Origin of the sequence: Micromonospora sp. NPDC049051, from assembly GCF_043197575.1 — a bacterium.
Lineage (GTDB): Bacteria > Actinomycetota > Actinomycetes > Mycobacteriales > Micromonosporaceae > Micromonospora.
Window position 1 is genome coordinate 657,895 of record NZ_JBICTL010000003.1, and the last position, 23,449, is coordinate 681,343.

Annotated in this window: 24 protein-coding genes; 13 read left to right on the forward strand and 11 right to left on the reverse strand. The window is 73.7% G+C overall.

Annotated features, from left to right (window positions below; translation table 11 throughout):
* Positions 1 to 5: 5 nt before the first annotated feature.
* The gene (locus ACGFIR_RS15075; RefSeq protein ID WP_393145424.1) at positions 6 to 1,298 is read right to left on the reverse strand and encodes an RNA polymerase sigma factor; all 1,293 of its coding nucleotides are present in this window, start codon (positions 1,296 to 1,298) and stop codon (positions 6 to 8) included.
* 5 nt (positions 1,299 to 1,303) lie between these two features.
* Positions 1,304 to 1,645, reverse strand: coding sequence for a YciI family protein (locus ACGFIR_RS15080; RefSeq protein WP_393145820.1), 342 nt, complete (start codon positions 1,643 to 1,645; stop codon positions 1,304 to 1,306).
* Positions 1,646 to 2,001: 356 nt separating this feature from the next.
* On the opposite strand from ACGFIR_RS15080, the gene ACGFIR_RS15085 reads away from it, so the two are divergent.
* The 4 genes from ACGFIR_RS15085 (at position 2,002) to ACGFIR_RS15100 (ending at position 5,628) form a co-directional block, all read left to right on the forward strand.
* A complete protein-coding gene (locus ACGFIR_RS15085; RefSeq protein WP_393003195.1) occupies positions 2,002 to 3,114 on the forward strand; it encodes a DUF4185 domain-containing protein in 1,113 nt (370 codons plus the stop codon).
* Between the two features lie 115 nt (positions 3,115 to 3,229).
* On the forward strand, positions 3,230 to 4,357 hold the full coding sequence (locus tag ACGFIR_RS15090) for an ABC transporter permease (RefSeq protein WP_393003197.1): 1,128 nt from the start codon (positions 3,230 to 3,232) through the stop codon (positions 4,355 to 4,357).
* Positions 4,354 to 5,031: an ABC transporter ATP-binding protein gene (locus ACGFIR_RS15095; protein ID WP_393145426.1), complete on the forward strand. Its 678-nt coding sequence runs from the start codon at positions 4,354 to 4,356 to the stop codon at positions 5,029 to 5,031. The genes ACGFIR_RS15090 and ACGFIR_RS15095 overlap by 4 nt, the downstream gene beginning before the upstream one ends.
* Positions 5,032 to 5,046: 15 nt before the next feature.
* Entirely contained in the window at positions 5,047 to 5,628 is a 582-nt protein-coding gene (locus ACGFIR_RS15100) for a TetR/AcrR family transcriptional regulator (RefSeq protein WP_393145428.1), read from the forward strand.
* Between the two features lie 127 nt (positions 5,629 to 5,755).
* Here the strand turns inward: ACGFIR_RS15100 and ACGFIR_RS15105 are convergent, their stop codons facing one another.
* The 3 genes from ACGFIR_RS15105 to ACGFIR_RS15115 form a co-directional block, all read right to left on the reverse strand.
* Entirely contained in the window at positions 5,756 to 6,037 is a 282-nt protein-coding gene (locus tag ACGFIR_RS15105; protein WP_393003203.1) for a potassium transporter TrkA, read from the reverse strand.
* A 160-nt stretch (positions 6,038 to 6,197) separates the two neighbouring features.
* On the reverse strand, positions 6,198 to 6,968 hold the full coding sequence (locus ACGFIR_RS15110; RefSeq protein WP_393003205.1) for a rod shape-determining protein: 771 nt from the start codon (positions 6,966 to 6,968) through the stop codon (positions 6,198 to 6,200).
* Between the two features lie 155 nt (positions 6,969 to 7,123).
* Entirely contained in the window at positions 7,124 to 7,330 is a 207-nt protein-coding gene (locus ACGFIR_RS15115; RefSeq protein ID WP_393003207.1) for a hypothetical protein, read from the reverse strand.
* A 388-nt stretch (positions 7,331 to 7,718) separates the two neighbouring features.
* Here ACGFIR_RS15115 and ACGFIR_RS15120 point away from each other — a divergent pair, with 388 nt between their 5' ends.
* From ACGFIR_RS15120 to ACGFIR_RS15130, 3 genes are all read left to right on the forward strand, one after another.
* Positions 7,719 to 9,083 (forward strand): endo-1,4-beta-xylanase, encoded by a 1,365-nt coding sequence (locus tag ACGFIR_RS15120; RefSeq protein ID WP_393145430.1) that lies wholly within the window; start codon positions 7,719 to 7,721, stop codon positions 9,081 to 9,083.
* 164 nt (positions 9,084 to 9,247) lie between these two features.
* Entirely contained in the window at positions 9,248 to 10,144 is an 897-nt protein-coding gene (locus ACGFIR_RS15125; protein ID WP_393003211.1) for a GNAT family N-acetyltransferase, read from the forward strand.
* A 156-nt stretch (positions 10,145 to 10,300) separates the two neighbouring features.
* Entirely contained in the window at positions 10,301 to 11,629 is a 1,329-nt protein-coding gene (locus ACGFIR_RS15130; RefSeq protein ID WP_393145432.1) for a PHB depolymerase family esterase, read from the forward strand.
* A 75-nt stretch (positions 11,630 to 11,704) separates the two neighbouring features.
* Here ACGFIR_RS15130 and ACGFIR_RS15135 read toward each other — a convergent pair whose 3' ends face one another.
* Positions 11,705 to 12,328, reverse strand: a complete 624-nt coding sequence (locus ACGFIR_RS15135) for a hypothetical protein (protein WP_393145434.1) — start codon at positions 12,326 to 12,328, stop codon at positions 11,705 to 11,707.
* A gap of 93 nt (positions 12,329 to 12,421) precedes the next feature.
* The gene (locus ACGFIR_RS15140; RefSeq protein ID WP_393145436.1) at positions 12,422 to 15,091 is read right to left on the reverse strand and encodes a BTAD domain-containing putative transcriptional regulator; all 2,670 of its coding nucleotides are present in this window, start codon (positions 15,089 to 15,091) and stop codon (positions 12,422 to 12,424) included.
* 80 nt (positions 15,092 to 15,171) lie between these two features.
* On the opposite strand from ACGFIR_RS15140, the gene ACGFIR_RS15145 reads away from it, so the two are divergent.
* Positions 15,172 to 15,756 carry a hypothetical protein gene (locus tag ACGFIR_RS15145; RefSeq protein WP_393145438.1) on the forward strand — a complete coding sequence of 195 codons (585 nt, stop codon included), beginning with the start codon at positions 15,172 to 15,174 and terminating at the stop codon, positions 15,754 to 15,756.
* 159 nt (positions 15,757 to 15,915) lie between these two features.
* Here the strand turns inward: ACGFIR_RS15145 and ACGFIR_RS15150 are convergent, their stop codons facing one another.
* The gene (locus ACGFIR_RS15150; RefSeq protein WP_393145440.1) at positions 15,916 to 17,061 is read right to left on the reverse strand and encodes a cation diffusion facilitator family transporter; all 1,146 of its coding nucleotides are present in this window, start codon (positions 17,059 to 17,061) and stop codon (positions 15,916 to 15,918) included.
* 71 nt (positions 17,062 to 17,132) lie between these two features.
* Here ACGFIR_RS15150 and ACGFIR_RS15155 point away from each other — a divergent pair, with 71 nt between their 5' ends.
* Positions 17,133 to 17,492 carry an ArsR/SmtB family transcription factor gene (locus ACGFIR_RS15155; RefSeq protein ID WP_393003221.1) on the forward strand — a complete coding sequence of 120 codons (360 nt, stop codon included), beginning with the start codon at positions 17,133 to 17,135 and terminating at the stop codon, positions 17,490 to 17,492.
* 234 nt (positions 17,493 to 17,726) lie between these two features.
* On the opposite strand, the gene ACGFIR_RS15160 is transcribed toward ACGFIR_RS15155, so the two are convergent.
* Positions 17,727 to 17,948, reverse strand: coding sequence for a hypothetical protein (locus ACGFIR_RS15160; protein ID WP_393003223.1), 222 nt, complete (start codon positions 17,946 to 17,948; stop codon positions 17,727 to 17,729).
* Between the two features lie 338 nt (positions 17,949 to 18,286).
* Entirely contained in the window at positions 18,287 to 19,603 is a 1,317-nt protein-coding gene (locus ACGFIR_RS15165) for a hemolysin family protein (protein WP_393145442.1), read from the reverse strand.
* 252 nt (positions 19,604 to 19,855) lie between these two features.
* On the opposite strand from ACGFIR_RS15165, the gene ACGFIR_RS15170 reads away from it, so the two are divergent.
* The 4 genes from ACGFIR_RS15170 to ACGFIR_RS15185 all read left to right on the forward strand — a co-directional run bounded on the left by ACGFIR_RS15170 (position 19,856) and on the right by ACGFIR_RS15185 (position 22,954).
* Entirely contained in the window at positions 19,856 to 20,236 is a 381-nt protein-coding gene (locus tag ACGFIR_RS15170; protein WP_393145444.1) for a YccF domain-containing protein, read from the forward strand.
* A gap of 118 nt (positions 20,237 to 20,354) precedes the next feature.
* Positions 20,355 to 21,068 carry a hypothetical protein gene (locus ACGFIR_RS15175; protein WP_393145446.1) on the forward strand — a complete coding sequence of 238 codons (714 nt, stop codon included), beginning with the start codon at positions 20,355 to 20,357 and terminating at the stop codon, positions 21,066 to 21,068.
* A gap of 73 nt (positions 21,069 to 21,141) precedes the next feature.
* Complete coding sequence (locus tag ACGFIR_RS15180; protein ID WP_393145448.1) at positions 21,142 to 21,609, forward strand: SRPBCC family protein; 468 nt, start codon at positions 21,142 to 21,144, stop codon at positions 21,607 to 21,609.
* Between the two features lie 97 nt (positions 21,610 to 21,706).
* Positions 21,707 to 22,954: a PP2C family protein-serine/threonine phosphatase gene (locus ACGFIR_RS15185; RefSeq protein ID WP_393145450.1), complete on the forward strand. Its 1,248-nt coding sequence runs from the start codon at positions 21,707 to 21,709 to the stop codon at positions 22,952 to 22,954.
* A 4-nt stretch (positions 22,955 to 22,958) separates the two neighbouring features.
* Here ACGFIR_RS15185 and ACGFIR_RS15190 read toward each other — a convergent pair whose 3' ends face one another.
* The gene (locus ACGFIR_RS15190) at positions 22,959 to 23,309 is read right to left on the reverse strand and encodes an STAS domain-containing protein (RefSeq protein ID WP_393145452.1); all 351 of its coding nucleotides are present in this window, start codon (positions 23,307 to 23,309) and stop codon (positions 22,959 to 22,961) included.
* Positions 23,310 to 23,449 lie beyond the last annotated feature (140 nt).

A 23,449-nucleotide genomic window follows, 5' to 3' on the forward strand; every position in this document is an offset into this window, starting at 1 on the left:
CGCCGTCACGTGCCCGGTGCGCGGGACCGCTCGATCGCCGCCAGCCTGCGGCGCAGCAGGGCCCGTTCGGGTTCGGTGCCGGCCAGGCCGAGCGCCTCCCGGTACGCCTCGGCGGCCTCGGCGTGCCGGCCGAGGCGGCACAGCAGGTCGGCCCGGGCGGCCGGGTACGGATGGTGGCCCCGCAACAGCGGCTCGTCGGCCAGTTCGGCCAGCAGGGTCAGACCCGCCTCCGGACCGTCGCGCATCGCCACGGCGGCGGCCCGATTGAGCGCGACGACCGGGGACGGCGCGAGGGCGAGCAGCACGTCGTAGAGCGCGACGATCTGCGGCCAGTCGGTGGTGGCGAGGTCCGGCGCCTCGACGTGCAGGGCGGCTATCGCGGCCTGCACCCCGTACGGGCCGGGCGGCCCGCCGGTCAGCGCGACGGGCACCAGGTCGAGTCCCTCGGCGATCATCGGGCGGTCCCAGCGACCACGGTCCTGCTCGTCGAGCAGCACCAGTTCGTCGTCGGGCCCGGTACGCGCCTCGCGGCGGGCGTGGACCAGCAGCATGAGCGCGAGCAGCCCGGCGACCTCCCGCTCGGCCGGCAGCAGCCGGCGCAGGATGCGGGCCAGCCGGATGGCCTCCTCGGCGAGATCGCGCCGTTGCAGGCGCGGCCCCTCGCTGGCCGCGTAACCCTCGGTGAAGATCGAATACACCGACTGGAGCACTCCCGGCAGCCGCTGCGGCAGTTCGCCCGCGTCCGGCACCCGGAACGGGATCCGGGCCTCGTGGATCTTCTTCTTCGCCCGGGTGAGCCGCTTGGCCATCGTCGCCGTCGGCACCAAAAAGGCGCGGGCCACCTCGGGCGTGCTCAGCCCGGCCAGGTAGCGCAGGGTCAGCGCCCCACGGTCCTTGGCCGCGAGCGCGGGATGCGCGCAGGTGAAGAAGAGCTGGAGCCGCTCGTCCGGCAGTTCGCCACCCGCCCCCGGCGCGGGGGCGGGGTCCGCCCGGTCCGCCTCCGCCTGGAGGATCGCCAGCCGCGCGGCGAGGGCCTGGTCCCGGCGCAGCCGGTCGACGGCCCGGCGGCGCGCCGTGGTCATCAGCCAGGCGCCGGGGCGGGGCGGGACACCGTCGACCGGCCACCGCGCCAGCGCCACCTCGACAGCCTCGGAGGTGACCTCCTCGGCCAGGTCGAGGTCGCCGAAGCGGCGGACGAGGGCCGCCAGCAGCCGACCGCGTTCCTCGCGGAACACCGCCGCCACGACCGCCGCCGGATCCTCGTCCGCAGCCCCGTTGCCGGCGGGCGCTTCGCCCACCGCGCTCAGCCCGCGAAGTCGGCGACCGGCCGGACCACGACGGATCCGCCCCCGCGCGCGCCGGGGCAGCGCGCCGCCCAGTCGAGCGCGACGTCGAGATCGGGCACGTCGATCACGTAGAAGCCGCCGAGGATCTCGCGGGTCTCCGCGAACGGCCCGTCCGTGACGGTACGCCTGCCGTCCGGACCGACCCGGACCGTGGTGGCGGTGACCAGGTCCGCCAGCGACTCGCCGGAGACCAGGATGCCCGCCTCCCGGACCTGCTTGTCGTACGCCATCCAGTCGGCGACCTCACACCCGTCGGCGCCGCCGTCCTCGCCGACCGCACCCGCGTTGATGAGCAGCATGTACTTCACGATCCGACTCCCCTCCGTGTCGCGTCACCCTCCCGTGCCGGGCGACGCCGTACGACATCACTACGGACGGGAGCCGGCCGGATGGACACCCCTGGCCGATTATTCTCCGCGGCCTCGCACCGGCCGGCCCGAGGGGATGCGGGCAGCCGCTGCGCGACCCGTGTCCCCACCAGCGGGATCGCCGTCCCCGCTCGTGTCCGCACCGCACCGACTGCACGGGGGGCGGGCTCCTTGACCACGCCGCCCGGTTGGTCGTAGGTTCCACCCTTACATCGATGGTGATGGTTTGATGCGCCGGGTCCGGTCATGTCCGTGCCCTGCGGGACCTCGCGACAAGGACGGTCACGATGCCCACTCGACGCGCGCTGTTCGGCACCCTCGCCGCGGCCGGCATGGCCACGGCCGTCGCGCCGGTCCTCGCCCCCGGCACGGCCCACGCCGCCTCCTGGAAGAAGCGCCTCACGGGCGCCGACCTCGACACCAACCACCGGTGGCGGGTCGCGGGCACCGACCTCGGCATCCCGTACGTGCTGGAGAACGGCTCGATCGGATACCTGTTCGGCGACACGTTCGACACTCCGTGGCCGGAGGGTCCCCCGGTGCCCAACGACTGGCGCTCGCCGGTGCTGCTGCGCTCCGCCGTGCACCCGGGCGCCGCCGGCGGGATCGTCTTCGACAGCGCCGCCCGCGTCGCGGGCAACGGCCGGGCCCCGGAGCTGATGCACAACGGCCACCACGGCGTCGGCATCGACGGGCTGTGGGAGGTGACCGTCATCCCCACCGACGGCATCGCCTTCCCCGAGACCGGCCGGCAGCTCGTGTCGTACATGAGCATCGAGAACTGGAACTCCGCCGGCCCCGCCGGGCCGCACTGGCGCTCGCGCTACGCCGGGCTGGCCTACAGCGACAACGGCAACGACTTCATCCGTACGCCCCTGAAGTGGTGGAACGACGGCGCCAACACCGATCCGTTCCAGATGTGGACGATGCAGCGCGACGGGGAGTGGGTGTACGTCTTCTCGGTGCGCGCCGGGCGCCAGCACGGGCCGATGATGCTGCGCCGGGTCCGCTGGGACCGGCTGTTCTTCCCCGAGTCGTACGAGGGATGGGGCTTCAACGGCAGCAACTGGGGCTGGGGCCGCCCGTGCACGCCCATCCTGACCGGTCGCTTCGGCGAGCCCTCGGTGCGGCGGCTCGCCGACGGCACCTGGGTCATGTCGTACCTCAACGGCGCCACGGGGTGCATCGTCACCCGCACGGCGGACGGGCCGGACCGGGCCTGGACGGCGGAGCGGATCCAGGTCACCTCCTGGCAGGAGCCGGGCCTCTACGGCGGCTTCATCCACCCGTGGTCCAGCCGGCGGGCCAACGACCTGCACCTGATGGTCTCGAAATGGACCAGGACGCCCGACAATCGCAGCACCGCCTACCACGTCAGCCAGTTCGTCGGGTCGGCGTAGGGAGGGACCCACCACCCGCCGGTCGGGGCCCGGGGCGACGCCCGGAAATGATGCCGACAGCATGTTGATACGATGCTGACATGCTGTCAGCAAAAGTGCGCCCGCGGTGGTGGGCATGTTCCTAGCGCTACGCGAACTGCGGTTCGCCAAAGCCCGGTTCGGCCTGATGGGGGCGGTGGTCGCGCTCATCGCGGTGCTGGTGGTGCTGCTGTCTGGGCTCTCCACGGGCCTGGTGAACGACGGTGTGTCGGGGCTCCAGCGCATCCCGGCGACCTCCTTCGCCTTCGCCGACGGGGTGCAGCACGACTCGGCCTTCTCCCGCAGCGTCATCGACATCTCCGCGGTCGACTCGTGGAAGGCGCAGCCCCAGGTCGCCGACGCGGCGCCCTTCGGCAACGCGCTGATCAACGCCCGCAGCGGCTCGGGCGTGGAGATCGACCTCGCGTTGTTCGGCGTACCCACCGACTCGTTCCTCTCCCCACCGGTCGCCGAGGGCGCACGGCTGGGCGACGCGAACGGCATCGTGGTGAGCCGGACCGCGATCGAGGCCGGGCTGCGCGTCGGTGACACGGTGACCGTCGACCGGATCGGCACCCAGCTCACGGTGGTGGGCGCCATGGCCGACCAGCACACCTTCGGTCACGTCGACGTGGCCTACCTGCCGCTGCGGATCTGGCAGGAGATCAAGGCCGGCGTACGCCCCGGCGAGCCCGTGCCGGGCGGCACCTACGACGAGATCACCGCCGTGGCGGTGCGCGCCGCCGACGGCGCCGAGATCGACCTGGCCGCCGGTGACCGGGCCGCCGGCACCGAAAGCCTGTCCCGCACCGAGTCGTACGGCGCCTCGCCCGGATACACCGCCGAGACGTCGACCCTGCGACTGATCGAGTGGTTCCTCTACGCCATCTCCGCGCTCGTGGTCGGCGCCTTCTTCACCGTGTGGACCATCCAACGCCGCGCGGAGATCGCCGTCCTGCGGGCCATGGGCGCTCCGACCGGATACCTGCTGCGCGACGGGCTGGCCCAGGCCCTCGCCCTGCTGCTGCTCGCCGTGGGCGCGGGCGTCGCGGTCGGCACCGCCGCCGGCAGCCTGGTCGGCAGCGGCATCCCGTTCGCGCTCAGCGCGCCGGCGATCGTGGTGGCCGCCCTCCTCCTGCTCTTCCTCGGCCTGGCCGGAGCCGCCGTGGCCATCGTCCGGATCGCCGCGGTGGATCCGCTGACCGCACTGGGAGCGAACCGATGACCGACACCGGCCTGGTCATGCGCGGCGTGAGCCTGCGCTTCGGCGACGGCGACGACGTCGTGCCGGCCCTGGACTCCGTCGACCTGACGGTCGCCCCCGGGCAGTTCGTCGCGGTGGTCGGCCCCTCGGGGGCGGGCAAGTCCAGCCTGCTGGCGGTGGCCGGCGGGCTGACCGTCCCGACGGCGGGCTCGGTCACCCTCGCCGGGCGCGACATGACCGTGCCGAGCGCGCGGGCGCGGGCGGCCCTGCGCCGGGAGTTCGTCGGCTTCGTGTTCCAGTCCGGCAATCTCATTCCCGCGCTGACCGCCGTGGACCAGGTCCGGTTGCCGGCCCGGTTCGGCGGTCACGGCTCCCGGGCCCGCGACGCGATGGCCCTGCTCGACGAGGTCGGGATGGCCCACAAGGCGAACCGCCGGCCGCACCAGCTCTCGGGTGGCGAACGGCAACGCGTCGGCATCGCCCGTGCCCTGGTCAACCGGCCGCGACTACTCTTGGTGGACGAGCCGACCGCCGCCCTCGACCGCGCCCGCAGTCACGAGGTGGTGGAGCTGCTCGCCCGCGAGACCAAGGAGAACGACGTCGCCACCGTCATGGTCACCCACGACCACGACGTGCTGCGCCACTGCACGACGGTGTACGAGATGATCGACGGGCGACTCATGCCCGTGTCGTGACGACAGGGGGTTTCCGTGCCGAAGATCCAGGCGCCCACGGTGGCCGAGCACCGTGCCCGGCAGCGACGGGCGATCCTGGCGGCGGCGCGGGAGATCCTCGCGGAGAGCGGGGCGCAGGCGCCGAGTCTGGCCGAGGTGGGCAAGCGGACAGGCTTGGCGCGCCCCAGCGTCTACCAGTACTTCAAGTCCCGGGAGGATCTGCTCAACGCCGTCATCGCCGACATGTTCCCGGAGTGGTCGGCGTACGTCACGCAGCAGATGGACCGGGCCGGCGATCCGGGCGGACGGGTGCTGGCCTACGTCGAGGCGAACCTGCGCCTCGTCGCTCAGGGGGAGCACGCGGTCATGCGCGGCCTCGCCGCCAGCGTGCCGGGCGCCGTCCTCGCCGAGGAGACCCGCGTCCTGCACGACCAGTTGCGTACGCCCCTGGTGGCGGCCCTGGCCGAGCACGGCGCCAGCGACCCGGACGCCGCGGCGGAACTGGTCCAGGCGGTGGTCTACGCGTCCTCGCAGATGATCGAGAACGGCACCCCGGAAGCCGCCGTGCTCGCCCTCACCCGGGAACTGCTGGGCCCCTACCTGCGACAAAAGGGCTGAGCACCAGCGTTCCCGGGGCCGGAGGACCGGCCGCTCACGACCACGACGGCGGCGCGCACGCCGGCGTGCCGGACCAGGCCACGGGCGGTCGCCCCCTCGGCCGCTCCCCCTCGCCCGGTCCGGCGGCCTACCCGGCGGCGGGGGTGCTCGTCACCGGGGCTCCCCGGGGATCGGGGCCGGTGACGGTGACGTCGAGGACGTCGAGCAGGCCCAGCAGTCCGGCGAGGGTGACGGCCTCGTCGCGGCGCAGGGTGATGCTGCGGGTGGCGTCGGGGTCGTCGCCGTCCTGGTAGACCAGCTCACGCCGGCCGCCGCCGTAGTGGGTCACCACGCCGATGCGCAGTCCCGCGTCGGTGGTGAACATGCGGCGGTACCCGATACCGGGCAGGGGGGTCAGTTCGACGTCCATCGGAACTCCTCGGTGGGTGAGAGGCCGGGGGTTCGGTCCCGGCCGGGCAGGCGATCAACGTGCGGGATCGGTCGGGCGGGTGCGGGGCAGCCGGGCGGGGTGCGGGTGCCCGGCCGGCGGTGTGCACCGCCGGCCGGGCCGCTGTGCGGCACGGTGCCGGTCAGCGGGTGAGCAGCAGGCGCAGGCCGGCGAGCGTGGCGAGGTGCGGGTCGGCGGGCATCGTGACGACCCGGCCGGTCAGCGCGGCCAGTCGGGCTCCGAGCTCAGGGTGCACCGCCCCGCCCCCGGTGATCAGCAGCCGTCGTCGCCCCGGCCAGACCGGCCGGGCGCCCAGGCGTCGGACCGTGGCGGCGATCAGCGGCACCTGGTCGAGGACGTTGGGCACGCCGATGTGCTCGGCCGCCTCGACGGCCCGGTCGGTGATGTGGGCGATCTCGGTGCGGCCGTGTCCGATGTCGACGACGACCACGTCGTCCCCGTCGAGGTCGGCCCCGCAGGCCAGGGCCGCGGCCAGGGGCTCCTCGACCGTGGCGACCCGCCCACCGAACGCGTGGCGGACGGCCGCGACCAGGAGGTCCTTCTGCCGCAGCGTGGCGGTGGCCGGCACGCCGACCACGACCGGGGAGACGTCGTCGCCCGGCCGGCCGCTCGCCGCGGCCACCACCCGCAGCAGGTGTACGCAGGCGAAGAAGTCGGTCACCACGCCGTGGCGCACCGGCCACGCCAGTTTCACGTCACCGGTGTCGCGCAGCTGCATGGCGGCCCGCCCGACGGCCTGGGCGCCGGCCGAGTTCCACGCGACGACGGCGGGCTCGGCGACGACCGCGTCGGACGTCGGCGTCCACATCCGGACGGTCGAGGTGCCCAGGTCCAGGGCGACGGGATAGCGCAGGCCGAGGCGGGCGTACGCGCCGGGGGCCAGCACGGTCACCGCCTCCGTGGCGGGGTGGCCGCGACGGCGTACGCCCCGGGTCGGGGTCCGTCGTCGACGGACCGGGACAGGATGGATCGAGGGTGCGGCAGGGTCGGCATGGTGCTCCAAGCCACGGGCCCCGCGTCACAGGACGCGGGGAAGGCGGACGGGCTTCAGACGGCGAACGCCAGCCCGGGCGGAGCGCGGTCGGCCGACCAGGCGGGCACGCAGCCGGGGATGGCCCGCCTGGTGCACCGGAAGACGATGCACAGCCCGACGGCCCGGGCCGCGGAGAGCACCATGATCAGCACGGTCAGCATCAGCAGCGCCGGCAGCGAGACCCGCTTGCCGGCGCGGCGGAGACCGTACCGATCCTGCATGCGACCACCATATCCGGGCGGCCCGTCGATCGGCCACGCCGTCGCCGCCCGGCCCGTGAGCCGTTACGGAAGCACTCCGGAAAATCCGTCCGGCACGACTCATCTCCGATCGCCTCGTTTCCATGAGCGCGCCCGGACGCACGTCCACGCGTGCGGCTGACCAGGCAGGCACCACAGGCGCACCGGAGCGGTCGCCGACTTAGCTATCGTTAGTTTTCCGGAAATTGTTGCTCGCCGATGTCTCGCGCTGCCATACTCCACATCCATCGGGATCGATCAGGCGGGTCGACCGGCCCGCGGCACAGCCCGCCGAGCGCCCCGATCCGACACACCCCCACCACACCGGTCCACCCCCGACAGTGCGGACCGGGCCCCGGAAGGAGCAGGAATGACCGAGAGGTGCGACCGGGACACCCGGTCGAGATCACGCTCGCGCGTACACGCGGCTCTCGCCGTCGCCGCCGTGGGACTGCTCGCGGCGACCGGCGCCACGGTGCTGCCCGGCACGGCGAGCGCCGGAACCACCCTGGGCGCGTCGGCGGCGGAGCGCGGCCGCTACTTCGGCGCCGCCGTGGCCGCCAACAAGCTCAGCGACAACACCTACGTCACGATCCTCAACCGTGAGTTCAACTCGGTGACGCCCGAGAACGAGATGAAGATCGACGCCACCGAGCCGCAGCAGGGGCAGTTCACCTTCGGCAACGCGGACCGGATCGTCAACCACGCCCTCGGCCGGGGGATGAAGGTGCGGGGGCACACGCTGGCCTGGCACTCCCAGCAGCCCGGCTGGATGCAGAACATGAGCGGCTCCGCCCTGCGTTCCGCGATGCTGAACCACGTCACCCAGGTCGCCACCTACTACCGCGGCAAGATCGACTCGTGGGACGTGGTCAACGAGGCGTTCGCCGACGGCAGCAGCGGCGCCCGGCGCGACTCGAACCTGCAACGCACCGGCAACGACTGGATCGAGGCGGCGTTCCGCGCCGCGCGCGCCGCCGACCCTGGCGCGAAGCTCTGCTACAACGACTACAACACCGACGACTGGTCGCACGCCAAGACCCAGGCCGTCTACAACATGGTCCGCGACTTCAAGTCCCGGGGCGTGCCGATCGACTGCGTGGGCTTCCAGTCGCACTTCAACAGCGGCTCGCCCTACCCGGGCAACTACCGCACGACCCTGTCGAGCTTCGCGGCACTCGGCGTCGACGTGCAGATCACCGAGCTGGACATCGCGGGGGCCTCAGCCACCACGTACCGCAACGTGGTCAACGACTGCCTCGCGGTCGCCCGGTGCACCGGCATCACCGTCTGGGGCATCCGGGACAGCGACTCCTGGCGGGCCTCCGACACGCCGCTGCTGTTCGACGGCAGCGGCAACAAGAAGGCCGCGTACGACGCGGTCCTCGCCGCCCTCAACAACGGCACGCCCCCGCCGACCTCGCCGCCGCCGACGACCGGCCCGACCACCCCGCCGCCGGGCGGTAGCTGCACCGCGACGCTGAGCGACGGCACCCGGTGGGGCGACCGGTTCAACAGCAACGTCACGGTCAGCGGGGCCACCAACTGGACCGTCGTCGTCGCGGTGACGCCCCCGCAGAAGGTCTCCGCCACCTGGAACGGCACCCCGAGCTGGGACAGCAGCGGAAACGTCATGACGATGCGCTCCAACGGCAGCGGCAACGTCTTCGGGTTCACCACGATGGCCAACGGCAACTGGTCCCGTCCCCAGGTGTATTCCTGCACCGCCTCCTGAGCACACGTCACCGGACGGCGCCGGGGTGGCGCCCAGCGCGCCGCCCCGGCGCCGCCGGATCGGCGTACGGCTCGATCCCGCACCACCGGCGACGCACGGAAGGTCGTCGCACTCGCCGGAAGACACTGGCGCGGGCCACATACGGCTGACTAAAGTCAGGCTTCGTGGAAGCAGAGCTCATCGCCGCCGTGCGGCGGTTCAACCGGACGGTGACCCAGCGGGTGGGGGCGCTCGACGACGAGTACATGGCGCGCGCCCGCCCCCTCGCGCAGGCCCGCCTGCTGTGGGAGATCGGCCCCGGCGGGGCCGAGGTCGCCGCCCTGCGGTCCCGGCTCGGGCTGGACTCGGGGCACCTCAGCCGCCTCCTGCGCGCGCTCGAGGGCGACGGCCTCGTCGCCGTCGGACCGTCCGAACAGGCCGGTGGGGACGGGCGGGTCCGGGTGGCCACGCTCACCGACGCCGGCCGCGCCGAGTGGGCCGAACTCGACAAGTGCTCCGACGAGTTCGCCCGGTCGATCCTCGCCCCCCTGGGCGGGCGGCACCGCGAGCGGCTCGTCGCGGCGATGGCGGAGGTGCAGCGGCTGCTCGTCGCGTCGATGGTGCTCGTCGAGCCCTGCCCGCCGGGCGACCCTCGGGCCCGCGCCTGCATGCGGGCCTACGCCCGGGAGGTCGCGCGGCGCTTCGACGACGGGTTCGACCCGGCCCGGAGCAACCCGGTCCGCGACGAGGAACTCGTCCCCCCGGCGGGCGTGTTCCTGCTCGCCACCCTCAACGCCGAGCCGGTCGGCTGCGGCGCGGTGAAGCTCCACCGTGACGCGCCCGCCGAGATCAAGCGGGTGTGGGTGGCGGACTCCGTACGCGGGCTCGGGCTCGGGCGGCGGATGCTGGGCGAGCTGGAACGCCAGGCCGCCGAGCGGGGCTGGACCGCCGTGCGGCTGGACACCAACCGCAACCTGACGGAGGCGATTGCGATGTACCGGGCGGCCGGCTACCGGGAGATCGAGGCGTACAACGACGAGCCGTACGCCCACCACTGGTTCGAGAAGCGCCTGACGCCGTGACGACGCGGGCGGCGGGACGACGGTCCCACTGCCGGCGCTTGCGGGATCCGCCGCATTTATAGATACTTGTCGATGTTCTTGAGCCGGACGTGATCGGGCAGCCGGGCAGCCCTCGATCGGAACCCCGCCCTGTCCGCCGTCTGAGAGGAACCACCCATGAGAGCCCGACTCCGAGTGCTGGGCGCCGCCCTGGCCGCCGCCGTGCTGACGGCGCTGGCGGCGGTGGCGCTCGCCCCGCCGGCGTCCGCCGCGACCCTGACCGAGGTGACCAACTTCGGTCCCAACCCGAGCAACCTACGGATGTACCTGTACGTGCCGGACTCCGTCGCGCCCCGACCGGGGCTGCTGGTCGCGGTGCACTACTGCACCGGCACCGGACCCGCCATGTACTCCGGCACCCAGTACGCGGCCCTGGCCGACCGGTACGGCTACATCGTCGTCTATCCGTCGGTGACCCGCAGCAGCCAGTGCTTCGACGTCTCCTCGCCGCAGGCACTGCGCCGCGACGGCGGCAGCGACCCGGTGGGCATCAAGTCGATGGTCGACCACGTCCGGCAGCGGTACGCCGTCGACCCCGACCGGATCTTCGCCACCGGCATCTCGTCGGGCGCGATGATGACAAACGTCCTGCTCGGGCTCTACCCCGACGTGTTCAGCGCCGGCGCGGCGTTCTCCGGGGTCCCCTTCGGCTGCTTCGCCACCACCAACGGCTCCGAGTGGAACAGCGAGTGCGCCAACGGCCAGATCGTCCGGACCCCGCAGCAGTGGGGGGACCTGGTCCGCAACGCCTACCCGGGCTACAGCGGACGCCGGCCCCGGATGCAGACGTGGCACGGGACGAACGACGAGGTGCTGCGCTACCCGAACTTCGGCGAGCAGATCAAGCAGTGGACCAACGTGCACGGGCTGAGCCAGACGCCGACGTACACCGACAGCCCGCAGGCCGGCTACACGCGTACCCGCTACGGCGGCAGCGGCGACCGGGCGCCGGTCGAGGCGATCAGCATGCAGGGGGTGTCGCACAACCTGCCGGTCGACGCGGCGCAGGCGATCCGCTTCTTCGGGCTCGACACCACGGCGCCGCCCACCACCCCGCCTCCCACCACCGCGCCCCCGACGACGCCGCCGCCCAACACTCCCCCGCCCAGCACTCCCCCGCCCGGGCCGGGCACCTGCCGGGTGGACTACACCGTGAACGCCTGGAACACCGGCCTGACCGCCTCGATGACCGTCACCAACACGGGCACCGCGACGCTCAACGGCTGGTCGCTGGCGTTCACGCTGCCCGCAGGCCAGAGCATCACCAACGGCTGGAACGCGACGTACGCCCCCAGCAGCGGCGCGGTCACCGCCCGCAACGTCTCCTACAACGCCACACTCGCGCCCGGCGCGTCGGTCAGCGTGGGCTTCCAGGCCACCCACACCGGCGACACGGGGCACCCGTCCTCGTTCACCCTCAACGGCACCACCTGCACGATCGCCTGAACCGGCCGGGGCGGCGCCGACACCGGCGCCGCCCCGACACCCGGTCAGCCCCGGTGCGAGCGCGGCGGCGTCGGATCAGCCCATCCCGAGCCCCTTGTCGAGCACCTTGGCCGAGGCGGTGACGGTCGCGGAACGCACCGGCCCGCCGCCGACGGTGTAGAGGGTGTAGGTGTGCGTCTCGGTGCTGCCGACGTCGCCGTTGCAGGAGAAGAGGAACTCCTGCGAGCCCTGGAGATCCACCGACCCGTACGTGCCGGGGGTGTTCGTCGGGTCGTCCACCGACAGGGCTCCACCCGTCGCGCCGGTGATCTTCCACTCGATCACGAGCGGCACCGGGTCGGCCCGGAAGACGGCGGTCCCCTCGGCGCACCTCGGCTTGCGGGCGACGCGCAGGTAGACGATGCGCGGGCCGGCATCCTCCACGGTGGCCGGAGCCGACGGCGTCTTGCCGGCAGGTTTCCTGCCGGCGGGCTTCGGGGTGGCCGGCCCCGGCGTCGCCCCCGGCGTACCGGTCCGGATCGACTCGGGGGTCGGGGCGGGCGTCGCGACGGTGCCCTCCACCGTCGCAGTGGCGGACGGGTCGGCCGACGGCGGCGCCGCGACGGCACCGTCCCGGGCGGTCGGGCCGGTTGCCGCGCACCCCGACACCGTCGCGGCGCTCAGCAGGAGGATGGCGGCTGGCCTGGCAAATCGGATCACGTCGACAGGATGGACGGCGGCGCCAAAGAAGACCCAAACGCCGGCACGGCGGCGGTGTGGGCCCACCGGGGTGGGCATGGGTCACGCGGGAAGTCAGTCGCCGAGCAGCTGCGCCACCGCCTCCGCCAGCGTCGTCACGGTCGCCTGCCGGTACGCGCGCGCCACCTCCGTCGGCCCCAGCCGGGCGCGGGCCTCGGCCTCCGCCCGGTCGCGGTCCGCGATCTCGTCCGGCGTGAAGCTGGGCGCGCCCAGCGCGGACCGTTCGCGCTCGGCGAGCGCCAGCAGCCGCAACCCACCCGCCGGGTCGCCCTCGGCGACGTCGAGCTGCGCCAGCCCCTCGACGGCGTCCAGCTGCCCTTCGGCGATGCCCAGCTCGGTGTAGATCGCCAGGGCCTCCCGCATGGCCGCACGCGCGGGGGCGTACCGGCCGCGACGGCGGTCGATGGTGGACAGGTTCGTCAGCGCGGCCGCCTCGCCGCGCCGGTCGTTCAGGGCGCGGAAGCCCGCCAGCGCGCGGTGGAACAGCTCCTCCGCCTCGTCGAGGCGGCCCATGCAGCGCAGCGTGCCCGCGGTGTTGTTGGACGCCGCCGCGACCATCCGCGCGTCGGCGTCGTCCTCGGCGATCCGCAGCGCCTCGTGGCCGAACGCGAGCGACGCCGGGTAGTCCTCCTGCGCCTGAGCGGTGATCAGCAGGTTGTTCAGCGCCGCGAGCATCCCGGTCCGGTCGCCGAGTTCCCGGAACGTGGCCAGGCCCTGCTCCCCCAGCCGGCGGGCCGCCGGCAGGTCGCCGGAGTTGCGGGCCAGCGCCGCGGCGGCCCGCAGCGCCCGGGCCCGCAGGGCGGACGGTTCCGGCGGGGCGGTGGCGAGCGCGCGGCCGAGCCAGGCCCGGCCCTCGGCCATCCGCCCGGCCACCCACCAGTACCACCACATCGCCGCGGCGATCCCCAGCCCCTTCGCGGGGTCGCCGTCACGCAGGGTCCAGTCGAGCGCCGCCACGATCGTGTCGTGGTCGGCCCCGACACCGGCCAGCCACTCGGTGTGTGCCGGGCCGTCCAGCGGCGGCGGCGCCGCGAGGCGGCGCTCCCAGACGGCGACCAACCTGCCGTACGCCTCGGCGCGCTCGGCCGGGTCGAGGCGCTCGCGGGCGTACTCGCGGATGGTCTCGATCAGCCGGTAGCGGCCCTGCTCGAACTCCACCATGGACCGGTCGACCAGCTGGGTGAGCGCGTCGAGCGGATCCGCGCCGGCCACCTCGGCCGCCGTCGCCAGGTCGAAGCCGCCGGCGAACACACCGAGCCGCCGCAGCAGTGTCTGCTGCGGCTCGGTGAGCAGGTCGTAGCCCCAGTCGATGGCCGCTCGCATGGTCTGGTGCCGCGGCACCGGCGACGTGCCGGTCAGCAGGTCGAGACGCCGGTCGAGACGCGACATGATCTCGGACAGCGGTACCGCGCGCAGCCGGGCGGCGGCCAGCTCGATGGCGAGCGGCAACCCGTCGAGCCGGCGGCACAGCTCGGCGGCCGCGGCCTGCTCGGCGGGGGCCAGCCCCGCACCCCCGCGGGCCGCGGCGACCCGGTCGGCGAGCAGCCGCATCGCGTCCGCGCGCGGATCGGTCGCGCCGGCAACCGGCGTGGCGAGCCCACCCAGCGTGAAGACCACCTCGCCGCTGAGGCCGAGCGGTTCCCGGCTGGTCGCGACGAGGCGCAGGCCGGGGCAGGCGCCGAGCAGCGCGTGCGCGAGTGTCACCGCGTCCGCCCGGACGTGCTCGCAGTTGTCCAGCACCAGCAGCACGCGGCCGGTCAGCTGCCGGACGACCGTGTCGCGCACCGCCACGCCGGGCTCCTCGCGGATGCCGGTCGCCGCGGCCAGCCGGGCGTCGAGCGGTCCGTCGCGGTGCTCGGCCAGCTCGACGACGTGCACCGCGTCGTGATCGTCGGCCACCTCGCGGGCCAGCTCCAGGCTGAACCGGGTCTTACCCGCGCCGCCGGGCCCGACGACGGTGAGCAGCCGGGCCGTGCCGAGCAGACCGATCACCCGGTCCAACTCGCGGCGGCGACCGATGAACCGGCTGCGCTGCGCGGGTGTTCCGGGGGCCGGCAGGTCGAGGGTGGGGTCCTGCCGGCGTACGGCGGCGGCCAGCGCGTCGAGCTCCGGGCCGGGCCGGGCGCCCAGCTCGCCGAGGGCGGCGGCGACCTGGTCGTACGCGCTCAGCGCGTCGCCGGAGCGGCCGGAGCGGTACAGCGCGAGCATCAACTGCCGGACGAGCCCTTCGGCCGTGGGCTGTTCGGCCACCCAACCGGCCAACTCGGTGGCGGCCTCGACGTGCCGGCCCTGCGTCAGCGCCCGCTGCGCCCACTCGTGCCGGGCAGCGAGCCGCAGTTCGGCGAGCCGGGCCGCCGCCGCTGCCACGGAGGGCCCCGCCCGCACCCCGTCGTACGCGTCACCGCGCCACAGGTCGAGCGCGCCGGTCTGCTCGAACTCGGCGGCGTCGAGGGTCGCGCCGGCCAGGTCGAGCCGGTAGCCGCCGGGCGCGGTACGCAGCCGCTCGCCCACCACCCGGCGCAGCGCCGAGACATGCATCTGCAGCGTCGCCACGGCCGTCGACGGGGCGCCCTGCGGCCACAGCTCGGCCAGCAGCTTCTCGACGGTGACCGACCGGCCACGGGCGGCCAGCAGCACGGCGAGCAGCGCCCGCGGCTTCGGCGCCAGGGTCGCCTCGCCGTCCGGCGTGCACACCCGTACCGGCCCCAGTACCTCGAAGCGCACCCGCACCTCCGCCTCGTGTTTGGCGCAATTTTGGCGGCACCGCTCAAGCTTGCCCGCACGGCCAGACAGGGAGTGCAACCATGCTACGGACACGCCGTACCGGCTCGATGATCCTGATGACGATGCTGCTCGCGACGAACGCCGCCTGCGGTGCAGCGGGCGGCCCGAAGGTCGGGTGGAGCGACGACGAGGGCGGCGGATCGCTCGGCCCGCAACTGAACGTGACGCTCAGCCTCAGCGGCGCGACGACGCTCGCGGGCGACCAGACGGCGGCGGCGCCGACGAACAACGGCACCATCCCGGCGAGCTGCGCCGAGTACGCGAAGGGCAGCACCGGGGAGGAGGGCAGGACCTTCTACGTCGGCGCCGGCCTGCTCGACGGCCCGGTCGCCGGCCGGCGGGTCACGCTGGAGCTGTGGATCGAGGAGTACACGGGACCGGGCACGTACCCCAAGGGTCAACTCGTCGCCCCGGGCTCGCGGCCGAGCATCGCGGTGGACGGCACGGTCTACGGCACGTGGCCGGACAGCACGTCCAGCGAGGTGGTCACCGACGACCGCGGGGGCGGGACGTGGACGTTCGCCAAGCTGGCCACCACCGGTGCGGGCGGGCTGCCCGGCGACGCGGTGGACGGCACGGTGACCTGGACCTGCCGCGACGCCTGACGGGCAGGGTCGCCCGGCGCGGTGCCCGACTGTCCATGACGGCCCGACGGTCGTCGCGACCTGCGGGACCGCCTCCGGGTCCGGCCCTGACCGCGCCACCCGGTGTCAGGACCGCCGGGCGCTGCGTGGGGCGCAGGAGCGGGCCGCTGCCGGTGCCCCTCAGGGGCGCTCGCCGGCGACGGGTTCTCCGGCGCTACGGCGTTGGTGCGACAGGTCGGTGTGGTGGTGCGCGCCGGGATGGCTGTGCGGGTCGGTGTGGACGGTCGCGGTGGTCAGCCGGGGCACGGCGTGGGTGAGCTGGTGTTCGGCGTCAGCGGCGATCTCGTGTGCGGCGACGAGGCTGAGGCCGGCGTCGACGACGAGGTCGGCTTCGGCGTGCAGGCGGTGGCCGATCCACCGCAGCCGTACCGCGGTCACGTCGCGGACGCCCTCGACGGCCCGCAGCGTGGTCTCGGCCTGGTCGACGAGCGCGGGGTCGACGGCGTCCATCAGCCGCCGGTACACCTCCCGGGCGGCGTCCTTGAGGACGAGAGTGATCGCGACGGCGATGGCCAGGCCCACGACGGGGTCGGCCCAGTTCCAACCGGCCCAGGCGCCGAGCGCGGCGGCGACGACGGCGAGTGAGGTGTAGCCGTCGGTACGGGCGTGCAGACCGTCGGCGACCAGCGCCGCGGAGCCGATCCGTCGCCCGACCCGGATCCGGTACCGGGCGACGAGTTCGTTGCCGGCGAACCCGACGATCCCGGCGGCGAACACCCACGGCAGGTGGGTGACCTGCGCGGGATACAGCAGCCGGTCGACGGCGGTCCAGGCGGCGGCGACGGCGGAGCCGGCGATGACCAGGACGATGACGATGCCGGCGAGGTCCTCGGCCCGCCCGAACCCGTAGGTGTAGGCGCGGGTCGCGGCACGGCGGCCCAGCAGGAACGCGATCCCCAGCGGCACCGCGGTCAGGGCGTCGGCGACGTTGTGCAGGGTGTCGCCGAGCAGCGCCACCGAACCGGACAGGACCACGATGACCGCCTGCGCGGCGGCGGTGATCCCGAGCCCGACCAGCGAGATCCACAGTGCGCGCAGCCCCGCGCGGGACGATTCGAGGGCCGGGTCGACCTTCGCCCGCGAGTCGTGCGAGTGCGGCACCATCGTGTGCCGCAGCCGGTGCCACCATGCCCCCGGCCCACTCGCGTGCGCGTGGTCGTGCGTGTGGTTGTCCGCGTGCGGCGCGTCCCGCCGGCCGTCGCCGCCATGGCCGTGGCCGTGGCCGTGGCCGTGGCCGTGGCCGTGGCCGTGATGATGGTCGCGCACGATCCAGACCCCCTCGGGTACGGCGCGGCAGGGTCGTTTCCCGCCGGTTCGCAGCCCGATAATATGTGCTCATGTACGCACGCGACAATGTTGCAGGTGCCAACGGGCGGCAACAGCGCCCGCCCGGCGACGCCGAGGTGGGCGTCGCTGTCGACATGCTGCGGATGCTCGGCGACGGCACCCGCCTGCGGCTGATGGTCCTGCTCGGCGAGGGCGAGCAGGACGTGACCGCGCTGGTGGCGGCTGTCGGCGTGGCGAGGCCGGCGGTATCGCAGCACCTGGCGAAACTGCGCCTGGCCGGGCTGGTGACGGTGCGTCGCGACGGCCGCCGCGCCCTCTACACCGCCCGCGGCGGTCACGTCCGCCGGCTGGTTTCCGAGGTTCTGCACGCCGCCGCGCACCACGTGACGGGAGAGCCGGAACACGACTGACGGGCTCCGGGCCGCGCCGGGACGGACAGGACGAGCCCTCTGGCGGGGCCACCCGGCGCGCGGAGCGGGCGGCGGCACACTCCCCGCGTGACCCATGCCCCCCTCGACGGGGCCGCACCGCCGGCCCCGCAATCGGCGGGACCCCGCCGCGCCTGGGCGGCGGCGGATTCGGGCCGAAAGGGCAGGTGCCCGGCGGCCGGAAGGACTCTCGGCAGCCGGGCGCCCGCCGTGGTGCTAGTTGGTGCCGTTCAGGGCCACCAGGGCGCTGGCGGTGCGGAAGTACGGGTTACGGCCGAGGTCGCCGACGGTGGTGATGTTGAAGGCGTCCTTGAGCAGCTTGGCGTCGCCGTCGCTGACCCCGGCGAGGGCGGACACCGGGGCGTCGACGATCTCGGCGAGGGTCTTGTCCTGGTAGGCCTTGTCGACCAGCTTGGTGAGGTCGGCGGTGACGGGCATGCACTCTCCTTCAAGTCCCGATCGGGCAATCCGACCGGTTGCGGACAAACTCACCCGATTAGATCACAGGGCGGGGAACCCGATCCACTGTGTACCCCCGATGGGACTTCCACACGAAACCCTTACGGCACAAGGAATCTGCGGCGTCCACGGTGGATCCCGCCGCGCCGGGAAACTACCAACGCCACCTGAGAGGTAGCTGAAGGAATTCACGCCGCTACTGTCGGGTAAGACTGGCGGCATGGCCGCCGCCCCCCCCGGAGGCACGGCCGGCGGCAGGACCCCTGTCCCGGGGGCACCGCCGCCCGCACCACTCGCCCGCGAGTCGCCCGGACCGGTCAGGAACTCGTCGCGTCCACGCCGGGCTCGCGCCCGTGCCCGTACGTCGGCGTCGCACGCAGGCGTACCCGGGTGATGGCCCGCCCGGTCACCTCAGCGACCTCGGCGGTCAGGCCCGGCACCTCGACCGTGTCGCCTGGTGTCTTCGGGATCCGGCCGAGGTGGGCCAGGACCAGGCCCGCCACCGTCGTGTAGTCGCCGACCTCGAGGGTGTCCTCGTCGAGGTCGATGCCCACGTCCGGCAGGTCGTGCAGCGGGAAGCCGCCCGGCATCAACAGCGCCCCGTCCGCCTCCCGCACGACGGCCTGCACGTCCCGGTCAGTCTCGTCGTAGATCTCCCCGACGATCTCCTCGACGAGGTCCTCCATCGTGACGATCCCGTCGATGGAACCCCGCTCGTCCACGACGAGGGCGAACTGCTGCCGCTGGGCACGCATCTCCCGGATCGCCTCGGTCACCTTCAACGTCTCCGGCAGATACAACGGCGGACTCGCGTACGCCGCGACCGGACCGTCCTGGTCTAGCAGGTCGCGCATGTGCACCACGCCGACGGTGTCGTCCAGGCCGCCACGCCCCACGACCGGGGCACGGGTCTGCCCCGACCTGCCCAGTTCCCGCAGCGCCTGCGGCGCCGACAGCGTCGCTGACAGGGTGACCACCTCGCGACGCGGGACGAGGATCTCCCGGAGGATCCGCTCGGCGACCTCGAACGCACCCGAGATGATCATCCGGTGTTCGGGCGTGAGGGTGCGCTGCGCCGCGACCATGTCCCGCAGTTCCTCGGTGGTGACCTCCTCGCGGCTGGCGCGGGGGTCACCGCCGGCCAGGCGCACCACCGCGTCGCTGGCCTTGCTCAACAGCCACACCACCGGCCGGGAGAACGCCGACAACGCGTCCAGCGGGCGAGCGACCAGCATCGCCCAGCCCTCCGCGCGTTGCATCGCGATCCGCTTCGGCGCCAGCTCGCCCAGCACCAGGGTGACGAAGGTCAACACGATGGTGACCAGCACGATCGACACCGGCTCCGCCGCCGACCCCAGGAACCCCAGCGGCCCCACCAGCGGCGCCGCGAGGGACACCGCCGCAGCCGCCGAGGCCAGGAAGCCGGCCAGGGTGATGCCGATCTGAATGGTGGCCAGGAAGCGGTTGGGGTCCCGCGCCAGCTTCGCCAGCACCCGCCCCGACCGGGAAGCCCGCTCCAGGCGCTGCAGTTGGCTCTCCCGCAGCGACACCAACGCCATCTCGCTGCCCGCGAACACCGCGTTCACCAACACCAACACGAGCACCAGCGTGACCTGCACGCCATAGCCGTCCACGGCCTGTTCGACGCCTCCTCCACCGGACCCTCCGGAGCACCAACCGTAGCCGCCCCGAACCGCCACGATCGCGGTGTGTCGGACATCTCAGACCTACCGCCGCCGGGCAGGGCCACCTGCGGTTCCAGGCCGCGCAGCGGCGGACGCAGGGGTGGCGGCGCGCGTCACGGCGCTGCCCGCGAGCCTGGTCGGGAAGCTGCCGGCCCTGTCGGCCGCGCCACCCGGTGGCACGCGTCGGTCATGCTCGGAGACATGATCCGGTTTGTGCTCAACCTGCTGTGGCTGATCTTCGGCGGCGGCATCGTCCTCGCCGTCGGCTACGGCATCGCCGCGCTCATCTGCTTCCTCCTGGTCGTCACGATCCCGTTCGGCGTCGCGTCGCTCCGGCTCGCCGTCTACTCCCTGTGGCCGTTCGGCCGCACCGTCGTGCCCAAGCCCGGCGCCGGAGTCGCGTCCGGGCTCGCCAACGTCCTCTGGGTGGTGCTCGCCGGCTGGTGGCTGGCCCTGTCCCACATCCTGACCGGTGCCGCGCTGTGCCTCACGGTCATCGGCATCCCGTTCGGGATCGCCAACTTCAAGCTCGTCCCCGCCGCGTTCTGGCCCCTCGGCCGCGAGGTCGTCGACACCCCGTGACGCCCCGCAGCGGCGGGACGTGACGACGACCGGCACCCGCTCGCCGCAGCGGCGGTACGACTGCCGCGCGGATGGCGACGGGGGATTACGCTCCTGAGGATCCTCTAAGGAGCTGACCATGCGGAACCTGTCGTCCCCTGCCAAGGCTGTCCTTCGTGCCACCGTCGCGACAGCGCTCGCCGTCGGCGCCGCCGCGTCCATGGCAGCCTGCACCTCGACGACTCCCACAGCCGGGGGACCCACCACCTCGCCGGCGACGTCGGCGCCCGCGAGCGGCACCGCGAACACGCCCTCGCCCACCGGCAACGGGCCGGACAACCAGTCGCCGTCGACAGGCCCGGGAGCGACCGGCAGCACCGACCCGATCCTGCGGGGCGAACGGCAGGTCGTCCTGCGGCCGGTCGGGTCCTTCGAGTCGATCCTGGCCGTCGACGCCAAGGGACGGCTGAGCATGACCTCCGGCGACACGGACAAGAGCCTGTTCGTGCTGCTGCCCGCCAGCGGCAGCCGCCACCAGATCCGCACCGCGAAGGCACACGCCGGCGGCGAGCCCGACTGCATGGGGTTGCGCGACAACGGCAGCGCCCCGACGACGGTCGTCGCCACCGCCTGCGATGCCGGCCGAGCCGGCCAACTGTTCACCATCGAGAAGACGCAGGAGAAGAGCGAAGGCCGCCCGACCTACACGATCAGCGGCGACGGCGGGGTCCGCCTCCGCGCGACGGACCGGCAGGGCCTGGTCGTCGAACGGGTGGGCGCCGGTGCCGCCCGGGAGGGCCTGACCTTCGACTTCGTCGACAACGGCCCAGCTCCCGCAGGCCCGGGCGAGTGAGCACACCGGCTCCTCTCCCGCCGGCGGCGCGGACGATGGTCAAGGCCTGAACCCCGGCCCTAGGATCGAGGCCGTGGGAAGGACCGACCGCGCCAGCCGGGTGATCGCGGCACCACCGGCGACCGTCTACGGCGCCCTGCTCGACCGGGCGTCGCTGGAGGCCTGGCTGCCGCCGGACGGCATGCGCGGGCGGATCGAACGGTGGGATCCCCGGCCGGGTGGCGGATTCCGCATGGTCCTGACCTACCTCGACGCGGCGGACAGTCCCGGCAAGACGTCGGACGCGACCGACGTCGTCGACGTCGGGTTCGCCGCCCTGGTGCCCTCGCGGTGCGTGGTGCAGCGGGCCGTGTTCGAGGCCGACGACCCGGCGTACGCGGGCACCATGACGATGACCTGGCACCTCGCCGCCGCCGGGACGGGAACCGAGGTCACCGTCACCGCGACGGACGTGCCACCCGGCATCGACCAGGCGGACCACGAGGCCGGGATCGCCTCCTCGCTGGCGAACCTGGCGGCATACGTCGAAGCGGCCGACTGACCCGCGAGCCGTACGGATGGAGCAGCCGCCGCCGACAGTCGCCGCACGCCTGTTCGCCCGCCGCGACGCCCGGGCGACGGCTGCCTATGCTCGCCTGGTGCAGGACAGTGAGCGGGCCGTACTGGCCGGAATGTTGCAGTCGGCTGAGGACGCCCCGCCGGTCGAGGCGGTCCACGCCGTCACCGGTGCGATCGCCACGGCCCTGGACGCGCTCGGCGTGTCGCTGCTGATCGCCGACCTCAGCGGCCGGGCCCTGGTCCGCCTGACCCACGAGCCCGTCGACCAGGGCCCCGGTCGGCGTCAGGGCGAGGAGAACGCCGAGGTCCTCCCCTTCGACGGTGGACCTCACGAGCAGGTCCTCCGCCAGCAGCAGAGCCAGGTGGTAGCCCGAGACGGCAGCTGGACGGTGCTCGCGCCCGTCACCGAACGCGGCGAGACCATCGGCCTGCTGGAGATCGACCTGCCGGACGAGCCGAACGCCGACGTGGTCGCGCAGGTCAGCCGCACCGCGCACGCGCTGGCGTTCGTGGTCATCGCCAACCGCCGGCACACCGACCTGTTCGAGTGGGGGCAGCGCAGCACCCCGTTCACGCTCTCCGCGGAGATCCAGCGGCGTCTGCTGCCCGCCTCGTTCACCTGCGAGGCCGGCGCGTTCGCCCTCTCCGGCTGGCTGGAGCCGGCCGCGAGCGTCGGCGGGGACACCTTCGACTACAGCGTGGCCCGCGACCTGCTGCACCTCAGCGTCACCGACGCGATGGGCCACGGCGTGGCGAGCGCCCTGACCGCCACCCTCGGCGTGGGCAGCCTGCGCAACACCCGCCGCCGCGGCGGCGGTCTCATCGAGCAGGCCGAGGAGGCCAACCGGGCCGTCGCCGAGCACGCGAACGTACGGGGCGCCTACGTGACCGCCGTGCTCGGCCGGATCGACCTGCGGACCGCGCGTTGCGAACTGCTCAACGCCGGGCACGTCCCGCCGCTGCTGGTCCGCGACGGCCGGGCCACGCCGGTGGAACTGCCCGCCAACTTCCCCCTGGGCATGTTCCCCGACGAGCGCTACCGCAGCGGCGAGGTTCTCCTGACGCCGGGCGACCGGCTGGTCGTCGTCACCGACGGGGTACGCGAACGCAACGCCGCCGACCTCGATCTGCCCGCCGCCCTACGCGAGATCGGGCACCTGCACCCCCGTGAGGCGGTCCGGGCATTGTCGGACGCGGTGCTGGCGACCGCCGGGCCTGTCCTCGCCGACGACGCCACCCTGCTGATCGTGGACTGGTACGGCGGCCACGGGCCGCGACGCAGCACCGCCGGCGCCGACACCGCCCGCGCCAGCGCCGGCACGGAATGAGGCATCACGTCGCCGCGGCGGACGCCTCCTCGGCGTCCCGCACGGTGTCGAAGACGCCGATGACCCGGTCGACCGAAGTGATCGACAACACGGAGCGCACCGGCCGACTGACCCCGGCCAGCGCGAGCCACCCGCCCCGTTCCCGAAGATCCTTATAGGCGACCACGAGCGCACCCACGCCGCTGGAGTCCAGGAACCCGACGCCGGTCAGGTCGACCACCACCACCCGGGCACCGCCCTGTGCCACCTCGTGCAACCGGTCACGCAACTGGGGTGTGGTGCTCATGTCCACCTCACCGACAACCTCCACCACCGTGCCGATACGCCCCGGCCGGGTCGACAGTGTGAAGTCCACGAATCCCCCTCGTCGCGACGTACCGGTCGCCCGGCCACGCCAATGCCGCTCAGTGTGCCGTACCCACCGTGCCAGACGCCGGCCCCGAACGCTCACCGACCGGCGCCCCACCCGTGGTTCGGGCGGGGCGCCGGTCGCGG